Annotated in this window: 19 protein-coding genes; 14 read left to right on the top strand and 5 right to left on the bottom strand. The window is 34.6% G+C overall.

Features of this window, described 5'->3' with window-relative positions:
- The 5 genes from ABIQ27_RS12080 to dnaG all read left to right on the top strand — a co-directional run.
- Positions 1–944 (top strand): polyprenyl synthetase family protein (locus tag ABIQ27_RS12080; RefSeq protein WP_348034154.1); only part of this gene is annotated, 944 nt, incomplete at its 5' end.
- A 125-nt stretch (positions 945–1,069) separates the two neighbouring features.
- Positions 1,070–1,630 carry an RNA polymerase sigma factor gene (locus tag ABIQ27_RS12075; RefSeq protein ID WP_348034153.1) on the top strand — a complete coding sequence of 187 codons (561 nt, stop codon included), beginning with the start codon at positions 1,070–1,072 and terminating at the stop codon, positions 1,628–1,630.
- Positions 1,617–2,363 carry a hypothetical protein gene (locus ABIQ27_RS12070; protein ID WP_348034152.1) on the top strand — a complete coding sequence of 249 codons (747 nt, stop codon included), beginning with the start codon at positions 1,617–1,619 and terminating at the stop codon, positions 2,361–2,363. Before ABIQ27_RS12075 ends, ABIQ27_RS12070 begins: the two co-directional genes overlap by 14 nt.
- A gap of 30 nt (positions 2,364–2,393) precedes the next feature.
- Positions 2,394–3,425, top strand: coding sequence for a hypothetical protein (locus ABIQ27_RS12065; protein WP_348034151.1), 1,032 nt, complete (start codon positions 2,394–2,396; stop codon positions 3,423–3,425).
- A gap of 220 nt (positions 3,426–3,645) precedes the next feature.
- A complete protein-coding gene (gene dnaG, locus ABIQ27_RS12060; protein ID WP_348034150.1) occupies positions 3,646–5,628 on the top strand; it encodes a DNA primase in 1,983 nt (660 codons plus the stop codon).
- Positions 5,629–5,662: 34 nt separating this feature from the next.
- On the opposite strand, the gene ABIQ27_RS12055 is transcribed toward dnaG, so the two are convergent.
- Positions 5,663–6,292 carry a response regulator transcription factor gene (locus ABIQ27_RS12055; protein WP_290284289.1) on the bottom strand — a complete coding sequence of 210 codons (630 nt, stop codon included), beginning with the start codon at positions 6,290–6,292 and terminating at the stop codon, positions 5,663–5,665.
- Between the two features lie 82 nt (positions 6,293–6,374).
- Positions 6,375–7,181 (bottom strand): NAD(+) synthase, encoded by an 807-nt coding sequence (nadE, locus tag ABIQ27_RS12050; RefSeq protein ID WP_348034149.1) that lies wholly within the window; start codon positions 7,179–7,181, stop codon positions 6,375–6,377.
- 92 nt (positions 7,182–7,273) lie between these two features.
- Between nadE and gldB the strand changes: the two genes are divergently transcribed.
- The gene (gene gldB / locus ABIQ27_RS12045; protein WP_348034148.1) at positions 7,274–8,236 is read left to right on the top strand and encodes a gliding motility lipoprotein GldB; all 963 of its coding nucleotides are present in this window, start codon (positions 7,274–7,276) and stop codon (positions 8,234–8,236) included.
- Positions 8,229–8,564 (top strand): gliding motility protein GldC, encoded by a 336-nt coding sequence (gene gldC / locus ABIQ27_RS12040; protein WP_348034147.1) that lies wholly within the window; start codon positions 8,229–8,231, stop codon positions 8,562–8,564. The genes gldB and gldC overlap by 8 nt, the downstream gene beginning before the upstream one ends.
- Before the next feature lie 3 nt (positions 8,565–8,567).
- Here the strand turns inward: gldC and ABIQ27_RS12035 are convergent, their stop codons facing one another.
- The 3 genes from ABIQ27_RS12035 to ABIQ27_RS12025 are packed head-to-tail and all read right to left on the bottom strand — an operon-like array spanning position 8,568 to position 10,501.
- On the bottom strand, positions 8,568–9,113 hold the full coding sequence (locus ABIQ27_RS12035; protein ID WP_348034146.1) for a hypothetical protein: 546 nt from the start codon (positions 9,111–9,113) through the stop codon (positions 8,568–8,570).
- Between the two features lies 1 nt (position 9,114).
- Positions 9,115–9,735 carry a ribosome biogenesis GTP-binding protein YihA/YsxC gene (gene yihA / locus ABIQ27_RS12030; RefSeq protein ID WP_348034145.1) on the bottom strand — a complete coding sequence of 207 codons (621 nt, stop codon included), beginning with the start codon at positions 9,733–9,735 and terminating at the stop codon, positions 9,115–9,117.
- Position 9,736: 1 nt separating this feature from the next.
- Positions 9,737–10,501, bottom strand: coding sequence for an alpha/beta hydrolase (locus tag ABIQ27_RS12025; protein WP_348034144.1), 765 nt, complete (start codon positions 10,499–10,501; stop codon positions 9,737–9,739).
- Positions 10,502–10,884: 383 nt separating this feature from the next.
- Here ABIQ27_RS12025 and mraZ point away from each other — a divergent pair, with 383 nt between their 5' ends.
- The 7 genes from mraZ to ABIQ27_RS11990 form a co-directional block, all read left to right on the top strand.
- On the top strand, positions 10,885–11,358 hold the full coding sequence (gene mraZ, locus ABIQ27_RS12020; protein WP_348034143.1) for a division/cell wall cluster transcriptional repressor MraZ: 474 nt from the start codon (positions 10,885–10,887) through the stop codon (positions 11,356–11,358).
- A complete protein-coding gene (gene rsmH / locus ABIQ27_RS12015; RefSeq protein ID WP_348034142.1) occupies positions 11,333–12,241 on the top strand; it encodes a 16S rRNA (cytosine(1402)-N(4))-methyltransferase RsmH in 909 nt (302 codons plus the stop codon). Before mraZ ends, rsmH begins: the two co-directional genes overlap by 26 nt.
- 3 nt (positions 12,242–12,244) lie before the next feature.
- Entirely contained in the window at positions 12,245–12,592 is a 348-nt protein-coding gene (locus tag ABIQ27_RS12010) for an FtsL-like putative cell division protein (RefSeq protein ID WP_348034141.1), read from the top strand.
- Positions 12,583–14,592 (top strand): penicillin-binding protein, encoded by a 2,010-nt coding sequence (locus ABIQ27_RS12005; protein WP_348034140.1) that lies wholly within the window; start codon positions 12,583–12,585, stop codon positions 14,590–14,592. The genes ABIQ27_RS12010 and ABIQ27_RS12005 overlap by 10 nt, the downstream gene beginning before the upstream one ends.
- Entirely contained in the window at positions 14,589–16,052 is a 1,464-nt protein-coding gene (locus ABIQ27_RS12000) for a UDP-N-acetylmuramoyl-L-alanyl-D-glutamate--2,6-diaminopimelate ligase (RefSeq protein ID WP_348034139.1), read from the top strand. Before ABIQ27_RS12005 ends, ABIQ27_RS12000 begins: the two co-directional genes overlap by 4 nt.
- Before the next feature lie 22 nt (positions 16,053–16,074).
- Positions 16,075–17,301, top strand: a complete 1,227-nt coding sequence (gene mraY / locus ABIQ27_RS11995; protein WP_348034138.1) for a phospho-N-acetylmuramoyl-pentapeptide-transferase — start codon at positions 16,075–16,077, stop codon at positions 17,299–17,301.
- Positions 17,301–17,925: Mur ligase family protein (locus ABIQ27_RS11990; RefSeq protein WP_348034137.1), on the top strand; the 625-nt coding region annotated here is incomplete at its 3' end. The genes mraY and ABIQ27_RS11990, both read left to right, overlap by 1 nt.

Here is a 17,925-nt window from a genome sequence, read left to right as displayed (position 1 = left end):
AGGAAATGGAACTTTTTGAAAAAAAGTTCTATGAATCGATGACTTCTAAAATCGCCTTACTTAACAGAATCACGTATTATATCGTAAACCGAAAAGGGAAACAAATGCGGCCAATGTTTGTTTTTTTGGTGGCCAAAATGATTTCCGAAAGCAATGATGTCAACGAAAGGACCTATCGTGGCGCCAGTGTAATCGAATTAATTCATACGGCAACTTTGGTTCATGACGATGTGGTTGACGACAGCAATCGCCGTCGCGGATTTTTCTCTATCAATGCTTTATGGAAAAATAAAATCGCGGTTCTTGTTGGTGATTATTTATTATCTAAAGGTTTACTGCTTTCTATTGATAATGGCGATTTTGATTTGCTCCGAATAATTTCAGTTGCGGTACGCGAAATGAGCGAAGGTGAATTGCTTCAAATTGAAAAAGCACGTCGATTGGATATTGTTGAAGATGTTTACTATGAAATCATCCGTAAAAAGACAGCGACTTTAATTGCTTCCTGTTGTGCGCTTGGCGCCAAATCGGTTTCTGAAGATGAAGCTCAGGTCGAATCCATGCGTAAGTTTGGGGAACTTATCGGAATGGCATTTCAAATCAAGGACGATTTGTTTGATTATACAGATGATGCGATTGGTAAACCTACCGGAATTGACATCAAAGAGCAAAAAATGACTTTGCCTTTGATTTATGCTTTGAATAATTGTACGCCAAAAGAAAAAAACTGGTGCATAAACTCAATTAAGAATCACAACAAAGACAAAAAACGTGTTAAGGAAGTCATCCAATTTGTAAAAGACAAAAACGGCTTGCATTATGCTGAACAAAAAATGGTAGCATTCCAGCAGGAAGCACTACAAATCCTTGAAAAATTTCCCCAATCTGACTATAGAGACTCGCTTTCACTTATGGTAAATTACGTTATTGAAAGAAAAAAATAAATAATTTTAAAATTATTTTCACTTGTAAAGCATTGACTTTACTAAGATTTTATTTTTTTTCAAATCGTCATGCAACTATTTTTCAACCATCCTCGTCTATGCTAATAGAACACTAACCAATAGTTTTGAAAGTAATCAATTTACATCAGGAAGAAAAAGAATTAATCGAATTGGCTGTCGAAAATAATCGTCATGCACAACATCAGATTTATTCAAGATTTTCTCCAAGAATGTTAAGCGCCTGCCGCCAATATATAAAGGATTTGCAGCAAGCAGAAGACATAATGATTACAGCTTTTATGAAAGTGTTTACCAATCTGAAAAATTTTGAACACAAAGGAAGTTTTGAAGGTTGGATAAGAAGAATTATGATTAACGAATGTATTTCTTATATCAGGGTTCAGAAAAAAGTAAAGTTCATTGAAGATGAGAATTATTTTGAAGAGCGTTATAACAATATTGAAAGCCAGTTTTCGGTAGAAGATATTCAGTTTTTGATTGACAATTTACCAGATGGCTACCGAATGGTTTTCAATCTTTATTGCATTGAAGGATTCAAACATCAGGAAATTGCGGCAATGCTCGGGATAAATGAAGGCACATCAAAATCGCAGTTGTCACACGCACGAAAAATGCTTCAGGGCAATATTAGCAAACTAAAAAATTACACCAATGGGACAGAATAAATTAGAAAATCAGATAAATGAAAAGTTGAATTCGAGAGAAATTCAACCTTCAGCTCAGGCTTGGGACAGATTAGATGCTATGCTTTCAGTTTCGGAAGAAAAAAAAACAAGAAAACCTTTTGGCTTTTTGTTTATTGCTGCCAGCATCACAGTTTTGCTAACTGCTGGTATATTTTTCTTCACACAAAATGGAACCAAAATTCAACCTGAAAACAATGTAGTTACCACAGAAATTAAAGATACAATTCAGAAACGAGTTAATGAAATCCAAACTCCAATTGTAGAACAAAATCAAGTAGTAGTTTCACCCGATAACAAACCAACAACCAACAACCAACAACCGACAACCAATAATCAACGAGTTTCAATCAATAATCAAAAAATGTCAACTAATCAAAATCAATCAACAAATCCAATTATCAATCGTGACAAAGAAGTTCAATCTCAAAACAATTCAGATGTTGCTTTAAAAAATCAACCTGTTATCGAAACCAAAAAAGAACTCACACTTCCTAACAAAAGCATTCCTTCGGACGAGCAACTTTTGGCAAGTTTAGATAAAACTGCTAAGCAATCATCCGAGAAAAATGCGATAGTAAAAGTAAATGCAAAAAGTTTGCTTTCCCAAGTAGATGGCGAATTAGAGTTGACGTTCAGAGAAAAAATAATCAATAAAGTAGCAAAAAACTACAAAGAAGTTAAAGTGGCTTTGGCCAATAGAAATAACGAATAATCATCATCAATCACATTTAAATCAAAAATCATGAGAAATTTTACCCTTTATTTAGCAGTAGCTGTATGCCTGGTTGCAAGCAAACTATCAGCACAAGAAACATTTGAAGCTAAAGCACATGCTATAGCTGATAAAATCGAAAACATCACCAAAGATGAGAAAGCCGCTTTGAAAATTGAATTAGAAGCAGTAAACAAAGAATTAGAAGCCGGAACAATTACCAAAGCACAAGCCGATGAAAAGAAAATGAAGTTGGCAGAAACACATTCCAGAAACATTGAAACCAGAGTTGCTGAAGCTCAAGTCGATTTGAAAGAATTAATAAGACAAAAAGTAGAAGGAAAAATCAAAGATGCGAAAGAACAAATGACAATGAGATTTAATTGGAATAGAAACGACTCTGTTAAAAAAAACAGAGGAGAAGCCAGAACTACATCACAATTTGTCTTTGCAGCAGGTGTCAACAACTTAATTACTGATAAAGCCGTTGCGCATTCTGATTACAGATATTGGGGTTCACATTTTTACGAATGGGGTTTTACTTCCAACACAAGGCTTTTCAAAAATGACAATTTGTTGCATTTGAAATATGGATTTTCTGTAATGTACAACAATCTTCGTCCAACAGGTAATCGATTATTTGTAGCAAATGGAGACCAAACCAATCTTGAAACTAGTGCAGTTAATCTTCACGATTCCCGTTTCAGAAGTGTATATGTTACAGCGCCAATTCACTTAGAATTTGATTTTACAAAAGCAAAAACCAATGCAGAAGGGAAAACATTATTCAGAACTCATGAAAGCGTTCGATTCGGAATAGGTGGTTATGCCGGATTCAGAGTTAAATCAAAACAGATTTTAAAATTTAGTGAAGACGGCCACGATGTGACAATAAAAGAAAAAGGTGGTTTCAATACTGAAGATTTCATTTATGGCGTGAGTACATATCTTGGTTATGGTGAAACGAGTTTATATGTGAAATACGATTTAAATCCATTGTTTAAAGACAATGCCATTAAACAAAACAATATTTCACTTGGTATCCGTTTTGACTTGAATTAAAAAGAAATAAAAAGAATTTCATGCTTGTCACACTGAGCGCAGGCGAAGTGTTTTTTAGGTTAGTTTATACTTCGGAAAAAGATGTTTCAGAAATGAAGCATCTTTTTTTTATTTTAAATTTTAAATTTTAAATTTTAAATTCTGAATGTGTAATTTTACGCTCATTGTTTTTTTTGGATTTCTAATGATCTAAAAAGTCTAACTATCTAACTATTTAAATTTGATTACTCGCGAAACTATAGATAAAGTTTTTGAAACCGCACGTGTGGAAGAAGTCATTGGTAATTTTGTTCAACTAAAGCGCGCCGGTAGCAATTACAAAGGATTGAGTCCGTTTTCGGATGAACGTTCGCCATCGTTCATGGTTTCTCCTGTGAAACAAATCTGGAAAGATTTCAGTTCGGGAAAAGGCGGAAGTGTCGTGACTTTTTTGATGGAACACGAACATTTTACGTATCCGGAAGCAATTCGTTTTTTAGCCAATAAATACAATATCGAAATTGAAGAAACCGAAGTTTCTCAGGAAGATAAAATAGAAGCTAACGAAAAAGAAAGCATGTATTTGGTTTCGGAATTTGCCAAAACCTATTTCCACGAAACACTTTTAAATTCTGAAGAAGGCAAAGCAATTGGACTATCTTATTTTAAAGAAAGAGGTTTTACCAATGAAACCATTGCCAAATTTGGTTTGGGATATTCTCCCGAATCGTGGGATGCATTTACCAAAGAAGCTTTAGGAAAAGGTTATCAATTAGAGTTTTTAGAAAAAGTCGGGCTGACTATTCTCAGAGAAGACGGAAAACATTTCGACCGTTTTAAAGGAAGAGTGATGTTTCCGATTCAGAGTTTGTCCGGACGAAACTTAGGTTTCGGTGGACGGATTTTAAACAATGATAAAAAAGCAGCCAAATACCTGAATTCGCCCGAAAGTGAAATTTACCATAAGAGTAAAGTCCTTTACGGAATTTTTCATGCCAAACAAGCGATTGCCAAACAAAACAATTGCTATTTAGTTGAAGGTTATACCGATGTAATTCAATTGCATCAAGCCGGAATTGAAAATGTGGTTGCTTCATCAGGAACAGCTTTAACTCCTGATCAAATTCGGTTAATAAATCGATTGACAAAAAACATTACCGTTCTTTTTGATGGCGATGCTGCCGGACTTCGTGCTTCTGTTCGTGGAATTGATTTGATTCTCGAAGAAGGAATGAATGTAAAAGTCTGCACGTTTCCTGATGGTGATGATCCGGATAGTTTTGCCAAAAAGAATTCGTATGAAGATTTGGTTTTTCATTTAGAAAACAATGCCAAAGATTTTATCCAGTTCAAAGCGTCGCTTTTGATGAATGAAGCGAATAACGACCCAATCAAAAAAGCCGATTTGATTCGCGATATGGTTGTGAGTATTTCCAAAATTCCGGACAGAATTAAACGCGAAATCTATATTCAGGAAACTTCCCGAATCATGGATATTTCGGAACAGGTATTGTTGAATACTTTGGCTCAGTTGGTTCAAAAAGATATTTCGGAAGCTGGAAAAAAACTCAAACAAGAATATAAAGGGTTAGAAGCTGTTAAGGATAAAGCTGAAGTCATTAATATTCATCCAAAAGTTAATAGACTATTTAATTTGGAAAAAGATGTTATTAGAATTCTTCTTGTCAATGGAAATACTGTTTTAAATTTTGAAGACTATTTTCTTAAAAAAAATGATGAGAATGAACTAATAGAAGAAAAAGAGATTGTTAATTCTTCAGTTAGCCGCAGGATTTATTTAAGTTTACAAGAAGATGAAATTGAGTTTACAACAGAATCGTTTAAGAATATTTACACTGAAGTAATAAGTTATTACAATCAAATTGAAGAAAATACAAGTTTTGATAATTTGTTAATGTATTTGAGTGAAAACTCAGTGAATGATGTTACAAGTATAATTATGGAATATGATAAAGAAAGTCTCAGTAACTGGGAAGGTCAGAACATCTTTGTGGCATTAAGAGAGTCTAAACCAAAAATAAATCAAGATGTAACAGAAACTATTCTTACTCTTAGAGCTATTTTAGTTAAATCAATAATTATTGATTTAATGGCTCAAGTACTACCTGAAGCTGACAATACAGAGGTAATGCAAACGATACAAGATTATAATACATTACTTAACAGTTTTGCAGAAAAATTAGGAAGAGTAATTATTAATTAAATATAAAAAAACCCGCATTAGCGGGTTTTGATTTTTAAACGATTTCTAACGTTTTTGCTTTGTTGACAAGGTCGACCAAATTCGTTACATTTAATTTCGTCAGCAGACGAAGCTTGTAAGTACTGATGGTTTTCTCGTTAAGTGCTAAAATCTTAGCAATCTCATTGTTCTTTTTACCATCGCTTAAAAAACGAAGCACCTCGATTTCTCGATTAGAAAGTTTTCGATACAAACGCTCAGATTTGTTTTGCTTAGCAATTAATGCTAAACTTTTCTTGATTTCATCATTCAGAATAATTTGCCCTTGACTTACTTTGACAATAGCAATTCCTAAATTTTCAAGCTTTGATGTCTTATGAACATAACCGGCGCAACCAGCTTTTATAGCATTTGGTGCGTAGATGTGTTCCGACAAGCTGCTAAATACAATAACTTTAGTCTTTGGAAAGTTTTTAATGATTGACTTGACCTCATAAATGCTTTTTAATCCTTCAAGTTCTAAATCAATGATTAAGACGTCAATTTCTTTATTTCTTAAAGCATCTGGAACCATGAAAAAATTACCAACATTTGAAACGACATTTATTTCAGGATGATCCTTGAAATAAGCCTTCATTCCAAAGTGCACGACTGGAAAGTTATCAGCGACACATAGATTTATCATAATTGTGGTATTTGATAAAAGTTAATAAAATTACCCGTAAAGGTAAGAAAACATATTGAAAAAATGTTAATTTTTTTAATAATTATTTGAAATTTATTGGGATTATACATACAGGAATTGCCTGCATCTTATGTTTGTTTGCCTTATTCAATTTTGTGTAAATTTGCAAGACTTCTTTTTCTCTTCCTGAAAAATCTCCTGCCTTTCTATTCTTTTCTGCTTCAAGCATTGCCCATTCTAATTCATCATAACTAGCTCCCAACTGATCTTCGTCAGTTCTTGAATCGCCAAATAATCCATCTGTTGGCGCTGCTTTTTGAATAGATTCCGGAATCTCTAAATATTTCCCCAAAGCATAAACATCGCTTTTCATTAAATCCGCAATCGGACTCAAATCAACACCGCCATCACCATATTTGGTATAAAAACCAACGCCAAAATCTTCAACTTTATTTCCTGTTCCGGCAACTAATAAGCCATGAATTCCGGCAAAATAGTATAAAGTTGTCATTCGTAAACGCGCTCTTGTATTGGCTAAAGACAAATTAAACTTTGCTTCATTTTCTGAATTTGACACTTCTTTTTTAAACGTTTCAAAAACTAATGTCAAATCAGCTTCAACATTTTTTACATTCGGGAATCGCATTTTTAATTGCTCAATATGTTCCCTTCCGCGACTTACCTGAGTGCTGTCCTGATGAATTGGCATTTCAACACATAAAGTGGTTAAACCCGTTTGAGCGCATAGTGTAGAAGTCACAGCTGAGTCTACACCGCCTGAAATTCCAACAATAAAACCATTCACATTCGCATTTGTTGCATAATCCTTCAACCATGTAACAATAAAGGTGTTGATTTCCCCTACCTTAATAGTACTTTTTTTTGCCATTTGTTATGAAAATTTTTAGAAACTGCACTGTATATTTGCAAATGTAAAAAATCAGAAGTTTTTAATTGGTTTAACACTCGTTAATTTTAAAAATGAAAAAATACTTAATTGCATTAGCCCTTTTAGTTGGTTTAATCTCTTGCGATAAAAAATCAAAAGTTGAAAAAGCAGTAGAAGAAATTCCGCTCGAACTCAAAGTGTATCGATTTGAAAATGCTTTTTTTGAAACACCACCAAGTGAGTTACAAAATCTGAAAGCGGAATATCCTTTTTTCTTTCCTGAAGGAACACCAGACAAAATCTGGACAGACAAAATGCAAAATCCACAATGGCAGGAATTATATCAGGAAGTGGAAAAAAAATATTCCAATTTTGGAAAACAAACTTCAGAAATTGAGGATTTGTTTAAGCATATAAAATACTTTTTCCCAACAGCAACAATGCCAAAAGTATATACGGTTATTGCCGATATGGACTATAACAATAAAGCCATTTATGCCAATGATAAACTTGTAATTTCGCTGGAATTATATTTGGGCGCCAACCACAAGTTCTATGATCAGGCCAAATACATCAAACAGAATTTTGAAGAAAGACAAATGATGCCCGATATAGTTACGAGTTTTTCGTTAGGAAAGATTCCGCCACCATCAGAAAAAACATTGCTTGCCGAAATGATATATTACGGAAAGCAATTGTATCTGAAAGATCAGTTATTGCCAACTTACAATGATGCCGAAAAAATTGGATATCTACCGGAGCAAATTATCTGGTGTGAAGAAAACGAAAGTGATATCTGGCGTTATTTCATTGAAAAAGAATTGTTGTATAGCAGCGATTCTAAATTGCCTAATCGCTTTACAAATCTGGCGCCTTTTTCCAAGTTTTATTTAGAGATTGACAACGAATCCCCGGGAAGAGTTGGCCAATGGATTGGATGGCAAATTGTACGTTCGTTTATGCAAAATAATGAGGTTAGTATGCAGGATATGCTAAAAATGGACGCCAAAGAAATATTTGAAAAATCAAAATACAAACCAAAAAAGAATGAGTAAGACCATCACTTCCGAAATAAAATTTCTTGTTGAATTAGATGAAAATCGCGTTCCCGAAAGACTAACCTGGTCAGCACAAGATGGCGGCGTTGAGCAGGAAGATGCCAAAGCCATGATGCTTTCTATTTGGGATAGCAAAGTACAGGAAACGCTACGTATCGATTTGTGGACAAAAGACATGCCTGTTGACGAAATGAAATTGTTTTTCCATCAAACATTAGTCGCTATGGCTGATACTTTTCAACGAGCTACGCAAGATGAGAAAATGGCAGATACCATGAAAGATTTCTGTGAATATTTTGCCGAAAAACTGGAGTTGAAGAAATAAATATTAGAAAGTATAACCAATGCGTAAATGCAAATCTAACGCAACGTTATTATCAGGAATATAATCTTCAAGAACAATAAAAGTCCCGATGCCAATTCCGGCTTCATAAGTGAAATGATTTCCAACGGTTCTTTTAATTCCCCATTTTGGCACGAAAGCGATGGTGCTGATTACATTCAAATTGTCTTCGTTTGAGATAGAAAACCAATCAGGATTATAAGTAATATTCAAGGCAAGGAAATTTCCGGAATTATTAGAAATTTTTCTTCCTTTTTTGATTCGTTTCTCTAAATTATAATACCATCTTGGCTCAAGTCGAATAGAAGGGATTAATGCTGAAGTTTGACTATAACCATTATCAGAAAAGCCAAAATCGAGACCAATTTCAGATCGTAAACTTATTTGATTTGACAATCTTGATTCATTATGAACCCAAGCGCCAAGAAATCCGGTTTGAATTCCGAATATTGATTTTTCAACACTTGCCTTTGGTTTGTCTTGAGAAAAAGAAAAATTCGTGATAAGTAAAATAAGTATGATTTTCTTCATCCTAAAACTGATTCAGGTCTTTAAAAACTTCAGTATTTATATCGTCAATATATTCCAAAACAGCTTCTCTTCCTGTAGTTTCGGTAGCTGAGGTTACAAAATGCTGTGGCATTTCTTCCCAGTTGTTAGCTAAAAGTGCTTTTCGGTAAGCTGCAATGTGAGAGTCAATTTTTCCTCGGCTAATCTTGTCAGCTTTGGTAAAAATAATGCAAAACGGAATTTCAATTTCGCCTAAATAAGTTATAAATTCCAAATCAATTTTCTGTGCTTCCAATCGGATATCAATTAAAACAAAAGCACAAACTAATTGTTCTCTTTTCTCAAAATAATCGGTAATAAACTCCTGAAAAACTTCTTTGGTTCTTTTGGAAACACGGGCATACCCATAACCGGGTAAATCGACCAAAAACCAATTAGAATTGATTTTAAAATGATTTATTAGTTGCGTTTTTCCTGGTTTTCCTGATGTTTTTGCCAAATTTTTATGATTGGTTAACATGTTTATTAAGGAAGATTTTCCAACATTAGAGCGGCCAATAAAGGCATATTCAGGCAAACGTTCCAAGGGGCATTTGCTGACATCAGAATTGCTGATAATAAACTCGGCGGTATTAATTTTCATATTATAGGTGAACTTCTTTTAACCATTCATCAAGTAAACGGTTGAATTCGTCAGGATGTTCCATCATGGCTGCGTGACCACATTTGTCAATCCAGTATAATGAGGAATTAGGCATCAGTTTATGAAATTCTTCTGCTACTTCTGGCGGCGTTACCTGATCATTTTTACCCCAAATAATACAAGTTTTTACATGCATTTTAGGTAAATCTTTTGCCATATTATGACGAATGGCGCTTTTTGCAATCGTCAATGTTTTAATGACTTTTATTCGGTCATTTACTACCGAAAAGACTTCGTCAACCATTTCTTTTGAGGCAACTTTCGGGTCGTAAAAAACAGCTTCAGCCTTATTTCTGATATAATCATAATCTCCGCGTTTTGGATAACTGTCACCCATTGCACTTTCGTAAAGACCAGAACTTCCTGTGATTACAAGTCCGGCTACTTTTTCCGGATACATTTTAGCATGATATAACGCAATATGTCCGCCAAGTGAATTTCCTAAAAGAATAACGCGGTCAAAACCTTTGAAAGTAATGAAATCTTTCACATATTTTGCGAAAGCTTTTACATTTGTTTTTAAAATGTTTTGCGTGTAAATAGGTAACTCAGGAATGACAACTTTATAGCCATTAGACGAGAAATAGTCAGCAACCCCATTAAAGTTACTTAACCCACCCATTAATCCGTGTAAAACGACTATTGGTGTACCTTCTCCAGCTTCAAAATAGGAATATCTGCCTTCTTTTTTAAATTTTCCTTCCATGTGAATTTTTGAGTTTTGCCTCGGCAACAAATATATGATTTTATAGATAAAAACCCATTCATATAAGGATTTTTTACTACTAAAATTTAGAGTTTCTCAATATTATTCCAAATTAAATAAGGTGCTAATTATCAACAATTAATAAAAGTATTACAAGCTCAAATAGTTAAGCAGCAAAGTAAAATAAACCCTTTTTTTTAATTCAACTTTCCTTTGGTTTACAACATTTCTTAAAGATTTGTTAAAATTTTACGGCAAATAAATTTGTTGTCTTTCGCATTAAAAAAATATAAAAGTGGTAAAACTTATTAACAAAGTGGTATTTTGTGGTAAATTGTGGTATTTATTTTTATATTTTTGCTCGTAACCAGAACAAAACCAAATTGAACACCATAATCGGGACATACGAATGTAAAGTTGATGCCAAGGGAAGACTGATGATTCCCTCGGCCTTAAAGAAGCAACTTGCTAATTCTCTGCAGGATGGCTTTGTCTTGAAGCGTTCTGTGTTTCAATCTTGTTTAGAATTATACCCAATGACAGAGTGGAATTTGATGATGCAAAAAATCAACAAATTGAACCGTTTTGTAAAGAAAAATAACGATTTCATTCGTCGGTTTACTGCCGGAGTAAAAGTGGTAGAAGTTGACGATTTAGGAAGGTTGTTAATTCCAAAAGATTTAGTTGGCTTTAGTAAAATCTCCAAAGACATTGTATTGTCTTCAGCGGTTAATATCGTTGAGATTTGGGATAAGGATTTATATGAAAAAGCTATCGCTGGTGATGATGATGAGTTTGCAAATTTGGCCGAAGATGTAATGGGAAATAGTAATGATGACAACGATGGAATATCATAATCCAGTTTTATTGAAGGAAACTGTTGATGGATTGAATATCAAACCTGATGGAGTTTATGTGGATGTGACTTTTGGTGGTGGTGGTCATTCTAAAGAGATTTTGAAACGATTAGGCCCAAACGGAAAACTTTTCGGATTTGATCAGGATGAAGATGCTTTCGCCAATGCTTTGCCAGATGAAAGATTTACGCTGATACCAGAAAATTTTAGATATATCAAACGTTTTTTGAGATTTCACGGTGTAAAAAGCGTTGATGGAATTTTAGCAGATTTAGGCGTTTCATCGCATCAGTTTGATGTTCCGGAAAGAGGTTTTTCTACTCGCTTTGATGCCGATTTAGACATGAGAATGAGTAAAAAAAATGAGTTGGATGCTTTCAAAGTGGTGAATGAATATGATGAAGCCAATTTAAAAAGAGTGTTTTTGGATTATGGTGAATTAAAAGTCGCTCCAGCCTTGGCCAGAACAATTATTGAAGCTAGAGAAAAGAAAGATATCAGTACAACCGACGAATTGAAAACTGTTTTATCAAGGTTTTTGCCAGAACAACATAAAAATAAAATCCTGGCTCAAATCTATCAGGCGATACGAATTGAAGTAAATCAGGAAATGGATGTTTTAAAAGAATTTTTGGAACAATCACTTGAAATATTGAAACCGGAAGGTAGATTAAGCGTGATTTCCTATCACTCTTTGGAAGACAGATTGGTCAAACGTTTTATAAAAAACGGAATGTTTGAAGGTGAACCGGAACGTGATTTTTTCGGAAATTTTTCGGTTCCGTTCAAAAGCATTGAAAAGTTAATCGTTCCAACAGATAAAGAAATAAAAGAGAATAACAGAGCAAGAAGTGCAAAGCTGCGAGTAGCTGAAAAGAAATAAAGCATGAAAAAAGGAGTTTACAGCATATTAAAAGCTCGGTTTTTAGTCAATGAAGATGCTACAAGAAACTGGCGTTTCATAGTTTTCCTGTTTCTGTTAGCACTTATAATGATTGCCAACACACACCGATTTGAACAAAAAGTTTTTCAGATAACAGAATTAACAAACGAAGTAAAGGAATTGCGTTCAGAGTTTGTAGACAAACGTTCAGAATTAATGAAATTAAAAATGGAATCGACGGTTTCAGAAAAAATGGAGGAAAGAAAAATTTTTCCATCGTCAGTTCCGCCACAAAAAATAAAAGTTAAAAAACAACCAGAAAAAAGCTTCTTTCAAAAACTATGGCAATAGAAGATAAACATATCTCTTACCGAATTTACTTAGTTGCATTCAGCATCTTCTTAATGGCTATAGCGGTTATCTTCAATTTGACCAAAATCCAATGGTCGCAAGGTGACTACTATAGAAAATTAGCCAAAGAAAGAACAGTAAGGAACTTTGTGATTCCGGCCAATAAAGGAAATGTCTATTCTGCAGATGGAAGTTTATTAGCGACTTCAATTCCAAATTATAATATCCGATTTGATGCTGTGGCTCCAAAAAGCATTGCTTTTGAAAAAGACGTAAAACCTTTGGCTGATTCATTGTCAAAAATGTTAGGCAAACCAAGTTCTTATTATCATACCCAATTAAGAATGGCACGCGTCAATAAGAACAGGTATTTGCTTATTGCAAAAAAATTGAGTTACTCTCAATATATGCAAATCAAAAACTTTCCACTTTTCAATTTAGGAGCTAATAAAGGCGGAATGATTACCGAGCAGGAAACCGTTCGTGAACATCCAATTGGGAAAATTGCCGAAAGAACGATTGGTTATGACAGAATCGATGAAAGCGGAATCCGTGTTGGTAAAGGAATCGAATGGTCTTTCAGAAAATATCTTAACGGAAAAGACGGAAAAGTTTTAAAGCAAAAAATAGCAAAAGGTCAATGGAAACCTATCCGTGATGTCAATGAAGTTGATCCGCAGGATGGTTATGATGTGATTTCTACTATCGATGTTTACATTCAGGATATTGCACACCATGCTTTGTTAAAACAGTTGAAAGAGTTCAAAGCGGAACACGGTTGTGTTGTAGTAATGGAAACCAAAACCGGAAAAATCAAAGCGATTTCGAATTTAGGAAAGTTAAAAGAAACAGATTCAACTTATTTTGAAACAACCAACTATGCAATAGCAGAATCTCACGAACCTGGTTCAACCTTCAAATTGGTTGATATGATTGCGTTGCTTGATGATCATAAAATTGACACCAGCAAAGTTTATGACAGTAAAGGCGGAATCATTGATTACAGAGGTCACAAAGTTCGCGATTCTCATGAAGGTGGTTATGGTAAAATTTCTTTGGCACGTGGTTTTGAAGTTTCTTCCAATACCATAATGGTTCAGGCGGTTTATGAAAATTATAAAAATAATCCAAAAGAATTCGTAGACAGAATTGACAGAATGGGCTTGAACAAACCATTGGGATTACCATTTCAGGGTGAAGGCAAACCTTATATTCCACAACCAACAGACAAACACTGGAGTGCCATTTCGTTGCCATGGATGGCTTTTGGATATGGAGTTTCGGTAACACCATTGCAAACATTGACATTATATAATGCTGTGGCTAATAATGGTGAAATGATTAAACCACAATTTGTTTCTGAAATAAAAGAATGGAATAAAGTCATCAAAAAATATGACAAGGAAGTTATCAATCCGAAGATTTGCTCTGATGAAACCATCAGGAAATTGAAAGCGGTAATGCAAAATGTGGTTAAAAAAGGAACAGGTTCTAAGCTGTATTCCAAAGATTTCTCTATGGCTGGTAAAACGGGAACTGCACAAGCTAATTATGGAAAAAACGGAGGAAATGACAAACATTATATTTCTTCTTTCGTTGGGTTTTTTCCTGCCGAAAATCCTAAATATTCCTGCATAGTTGTCGTTCACAAACCAAATACATCGGGTAATAATTATTACGGTGCCGATGTGGCCGGACCGGTTTTCAAACGCATTGCTCAAAAGATTTTTACCGATTCCCCTTCTACCAATCTGGTTAAAAACATCAACAAAAAAATCACCAAACAGGAAGTGGCTTACGACGATTATAAAATAAAATCAAATTCTGAAATTAAAGTTATTCCAAATTTAAAAGGAATGAGCGGAATGGATGCTGTGGCACTTTTGGAAAACTTAAAACTGAAAGTTAAAGTCATCGGCATCGGAAAAGTAAAAAAACAATCAATTCCTGCCGGAGAAGCATTAGATAAAAGTAAAACAATCATACTCGAATTATCGTGATTATTTTAAAAGACATATTATACAAAGTAGCTATCGAAGCGGTAAAAGGTTCGACGGAAATGACTATCAATAAAATCGAATTCGATTCACGAAAAGTTGTGGAGAATGATGTTTTTATAGCCATTCGCGGAACCGTTTCTAATGGTCATGATTTTATAGAAACTGCGATAAATCTTGGCGCAACAGTAATTGTCTGCGATGCATTTCCAGAAGTTATTGTTACCGGAGTTACTTATATCCAAGTGAAAGACACCAATTCAGCTTTGGCATTTTTGGCAGCTAATTATTATGGAAATCCATCACAGAATTTAAAATTAGTTGGAATCACCGGAACGAATGGTAAAACAACCATCGCCTCTTTATTATACCAATTATTTCAAAAAGCAGGTTACAAAGTTGGATTGCTTTCAACTGTGAAAATCATGGTTAATGGTACTGAATACAAAGCCACACACACCACACCGGATTCATTGACTATCAATTATTATTTGGCAGAAATGGTTGAAATGGGTGTTGAGTATTGTTTTATGGAAGTGAGTTCACACGGAATCCATCAAAAACGTACCGAAGCTTTGCATTTTGAAGGTGGCGTTTTCTCGAATCTGTCTCACGATCATTTAGATTATCACCCAACATTTGCCGAATACCGCGATGTGAAAAAATTATTTTTTGACCATTTGCCAAAAACAGCTTTTGCATTAACAAACATTGATGACAAAAACGGTTTGGTGATGATTCAAAATACAGCTGCTAGAAAACTGACGTATGCTTTGAAATCGTACGCCGATTATAAAGCGCACATTCTGGAAAATCAATTATCAGGATTGTTGTTAAAAATCAATGAAAGCGAAGTTTGGGTTCGATTAATCGGAACATTCAATGCTTATAATTTGTTGGCAATCTATGGAACCGCAGTAGAATTGGGATTAGATAAATTAGAAGCATTGCGATTATTGTCAGAACTGGAAAGTGTTTCCGGACGTTTTCAATTTATTGTTTCTAACTTCCAAATCACAGCAATTGTTGATTATGCACATACTCCGGATGCTTTGGAAAATGTCCTGAAAACCATCAATGATATTCGCTCAAATAACGAACAATTGATAACAGTTGTAGGTTGTGGTGGTGACAGAGATAAAGCAAAAAGACCAATTATGGCAAACATTGCTTCAACCATGAGCAATAAAGTAATCATCACTTCTGACAATCCGAGAACCGAAGATCCAATCGACATTATTGCCGATATGGAAGAAGGCGTGCAACCGCAAAATCAAAGAAAAACAATATCAATTGTTGATAGAAAGCAAGCGATTAAAACAGCTTGTCAATTGGCTGGGCCAAATGATATTATCCTGATTGCCGGAAAAGGGCATGAAACCTATCAGGAAATTAATGGTGTCCGACATGATTTTGACGATATGCAGATTGTAAAAGAATTATTAGAACAATTGGACAAATAACCGAATAAACAAATAACCGAATATGCTATATTATTTATTTGAATACCTCGACAAAACAATGGATATTCCCGGAGCAGGAGTTTTCCAGTATATCACTTTCCGTTCCGCTTTAGCGTTAATCCTTTCGCTGATGATTTCAACCATTTATGGAAAAAAAATCATCACTTTCCTGAGAAATCAACAAGTTGGGGAAACAGTAAGAGAGCTTGGTCTTGACGGTCAAACTCAAAAAGCAGGAACGCCAACAATGGGTGGATTAATCATCATTATTGCTACGCTGATTCCGGTTTTATTGTTAACCAAACTGAATAATATCTATATCATCCTTTTGATTGTTACGACACTTTGGATGGGAACTATTGGATTTATTGATGATTATATCAAAATCTTCAAAAAAGACAAACAAGGTTTAAAAGGAATTTTTAAAGTTATTGGTCAGGTAGGATTAGGATTAATCGTTGGTTCAGTTTTGTATTTTAATCCAACAGTAACGGTTATCGAAAGATCAAGTAAAGTAATGAATTCCAATCAAACCGAAACTGTAATTTCAGAATCGCCGGTTGAAACAAAATCTACAGTAACTACAATTCCGTTTACCAAAAATAATGAACTGGATTATGCCAAAATCATAGAATGGACAGGCGATGATTACCAAAATTGGGCTTGGTTGGTTTTTATTCCAATCGTAATTTTCATCATTACTGCTGTTTCCAACGGAGCAAACCTTACCGATGGAATAGATGGATTAGCCGCCGGAACTTCCGCCATCTCCGTACTCGCACTCGGAATTTTTGCGTTCGTTTCGGGTAACGTTATTCTTTCCAGCTATCTGAACATCATGTATATCCCAAATTCGGGAGAAATGACGGTTTTCATTGCGGCTTTTGTTGGAGCATTAATCGGATTTCTTTGGTACAATTCTTTTCCCGCTTCAGTTTTTATGGGCGATACAGGAAGTTTAACTATCGGTGGAATCATTGCAGTTTTAGCTATTTCCGTTCGAAAAGAAATGTTACTTCCGGTATTGTGTGCCATATTTTTCGCCGAAAACTTATCAGTAATCCTGCAGGTTTCTTATTTCAAATATACCAAGAGACGTTTTGGCGAAGGAAAAAGAATTTTCCTGATGTCACCATTGCACCATCATTATCAAAAGAAAGGATATCACGAAAGTAAAATCGTAACCCGTTTTTGGATTGTGGCAATTCTGTTGGCTATAGTTTCTATTGTGACATTAAAATTGAGATAATGCAACGATTAGTAATACTTGGAGGTGGAGAAAGTGGCGTTGGAACTGCCATTTTGGGAAAGAAACAGGGATACGATGTTTTTGTGTCTGATTTTGGAGAAATAAAGGATAATTACAGAGAAGTTCTTAAACAGTATGACATTAAATGGGAAGACGAAACCCATACAGAAAGCCTGATTCTAAATGCTGATGTGGTGATGAAAAGCCCGGGAATTCCGGAAAAAGCACCAATAGTAAAAAAGCTTTTGGAAAAAGGAATTCCAGTGATTTCTGAAATTGAATTTACGATTCAGTTTACCAATGCAAAAACAATTGGAATCACAGGCAGCAATGGCAAAACAACAACAACAATGTTAGCCTACCATTTGTTGAAAGAAGGAGGATTGAATGTGGGATTGGGAGGAAATATTGGCAAGAGTTTCGCCTGGCAGGTTGCCGAAGAAAATTACGATTGCTATGTGTTGGAATTGAGCAGTTTTCAATTAGACGGAATTGTAACCTACAGACCGGACATAGCCATAATAACAAACATCAGTCCGGATCATTTGGACAGATACGAATATAAATATGAAAACTATATCGCATCAAAATTTAGAGTAACAATGAACCAAACCGAGAATGATT

The organism is Flavobacterium sp., from assembly GCF_039916025.1.
GTDB lineage: Bacteria > Bacteroidota > Bacteroidia > Flavobacteriales > Flavobacteriaceae > Flavobacterium.
Note: the sequence above shows the minus strand (reverse complement) of the source record. Positions and strands in the feature narration are given on the sequence as shown.

Excerpts from the sequence above, each read along its gene's own strand:
- ABIQ27_RS12010 (WP_348034141.1), top strand. The coding sequence starts at position 12,245 with ATGAAAAAAGGAGTTTACAGCATATTAAAAGCTCGGTTTTTAGTCAAT.
- rsmH (WP_348034142.1), top strand. The coding sequence starts at position 11,333 with ATGATGACAACGATGGAATATCATAATCCAGTTTTATTGAAGGAAACT.
- nadE (WP_348034149.1), bottom strand. The coding sequence starts at position 7,181 with ATGGCAAAAAAAAGTACTATTAAGGTAGGGGAAATCAACACCTTTATT.
- ABIQ27_RS12005 (WP_348034140.1), top strand. The coding sequence starts at position 12,583 with ATGGCAATAGAAGATAAACATATCTCTTACCGAATTTACTTAGTTGCA.
- ABIQ27_RS12070 (WP_348034152.1), top strand. The coding sequence starts at position 1,617 with ATGGGACAGAATAAATTAGAAAATCAGATAAATGAAAAGTTGAATTCG.
- ABIQ27_RS12065 (WP_348034151.1), top strand. The coding sequence starts at position 2,394 with ATGAGAAATTTTACCCTTTATTTAGCAGTAGCTGTATGCCTGGTTGCA.
- ABIQ27_RS12025 (WP_348034144.1), bottom strand. The coding sequence starts at position 10,501 with ATGGAAGGAAAATTTAAAAAAGAAGGCAGATATTCCTATTTTGAAGCT.
- ABIQ27_RS12055 (WP_290284289.1), bottom strand. The coding sequence starts at position 6,292 with ATGATAAATCTATGTGTCGCTGATAACTTTCCAGTCGTGCACTTTGGA.
- yihA (WP_348034145.1), bottom strand. The coding sequence starts at position 9,735 with ATGAAAATTAATACCGCCGAGTTTATTATCAGCAATTCTGATGTCAGC.
- ABIQ27_RS12035 (WP_348034146.1), bottom strand. The coding sequence starts at position 9,113 with ATGAAGAAAATCATACTTATTTTACTTATCACGAATTTTTCTTTTTCT.
- gldC (WP_348034147.1), top strand. The coding sequence starts at position 8,229 with ATGAGTAAGACCATCACTTCCGAAATAAAATTTCTTGTTGAATTAGAT.
- mraY (WP_348034138.1), top strand. The coding sequence starts at position 16,075 with ATGCTATATTATTTATTTGAATACCTCGACAAAACAATGGATATTCCC.
- gldB (WP_348034148.1), top strand. The coding sequence starts at position 7,274 with ATGAAAAAATACTTAATTGCATTAGCCCTTTTAGTTGGTTTAATCTCT.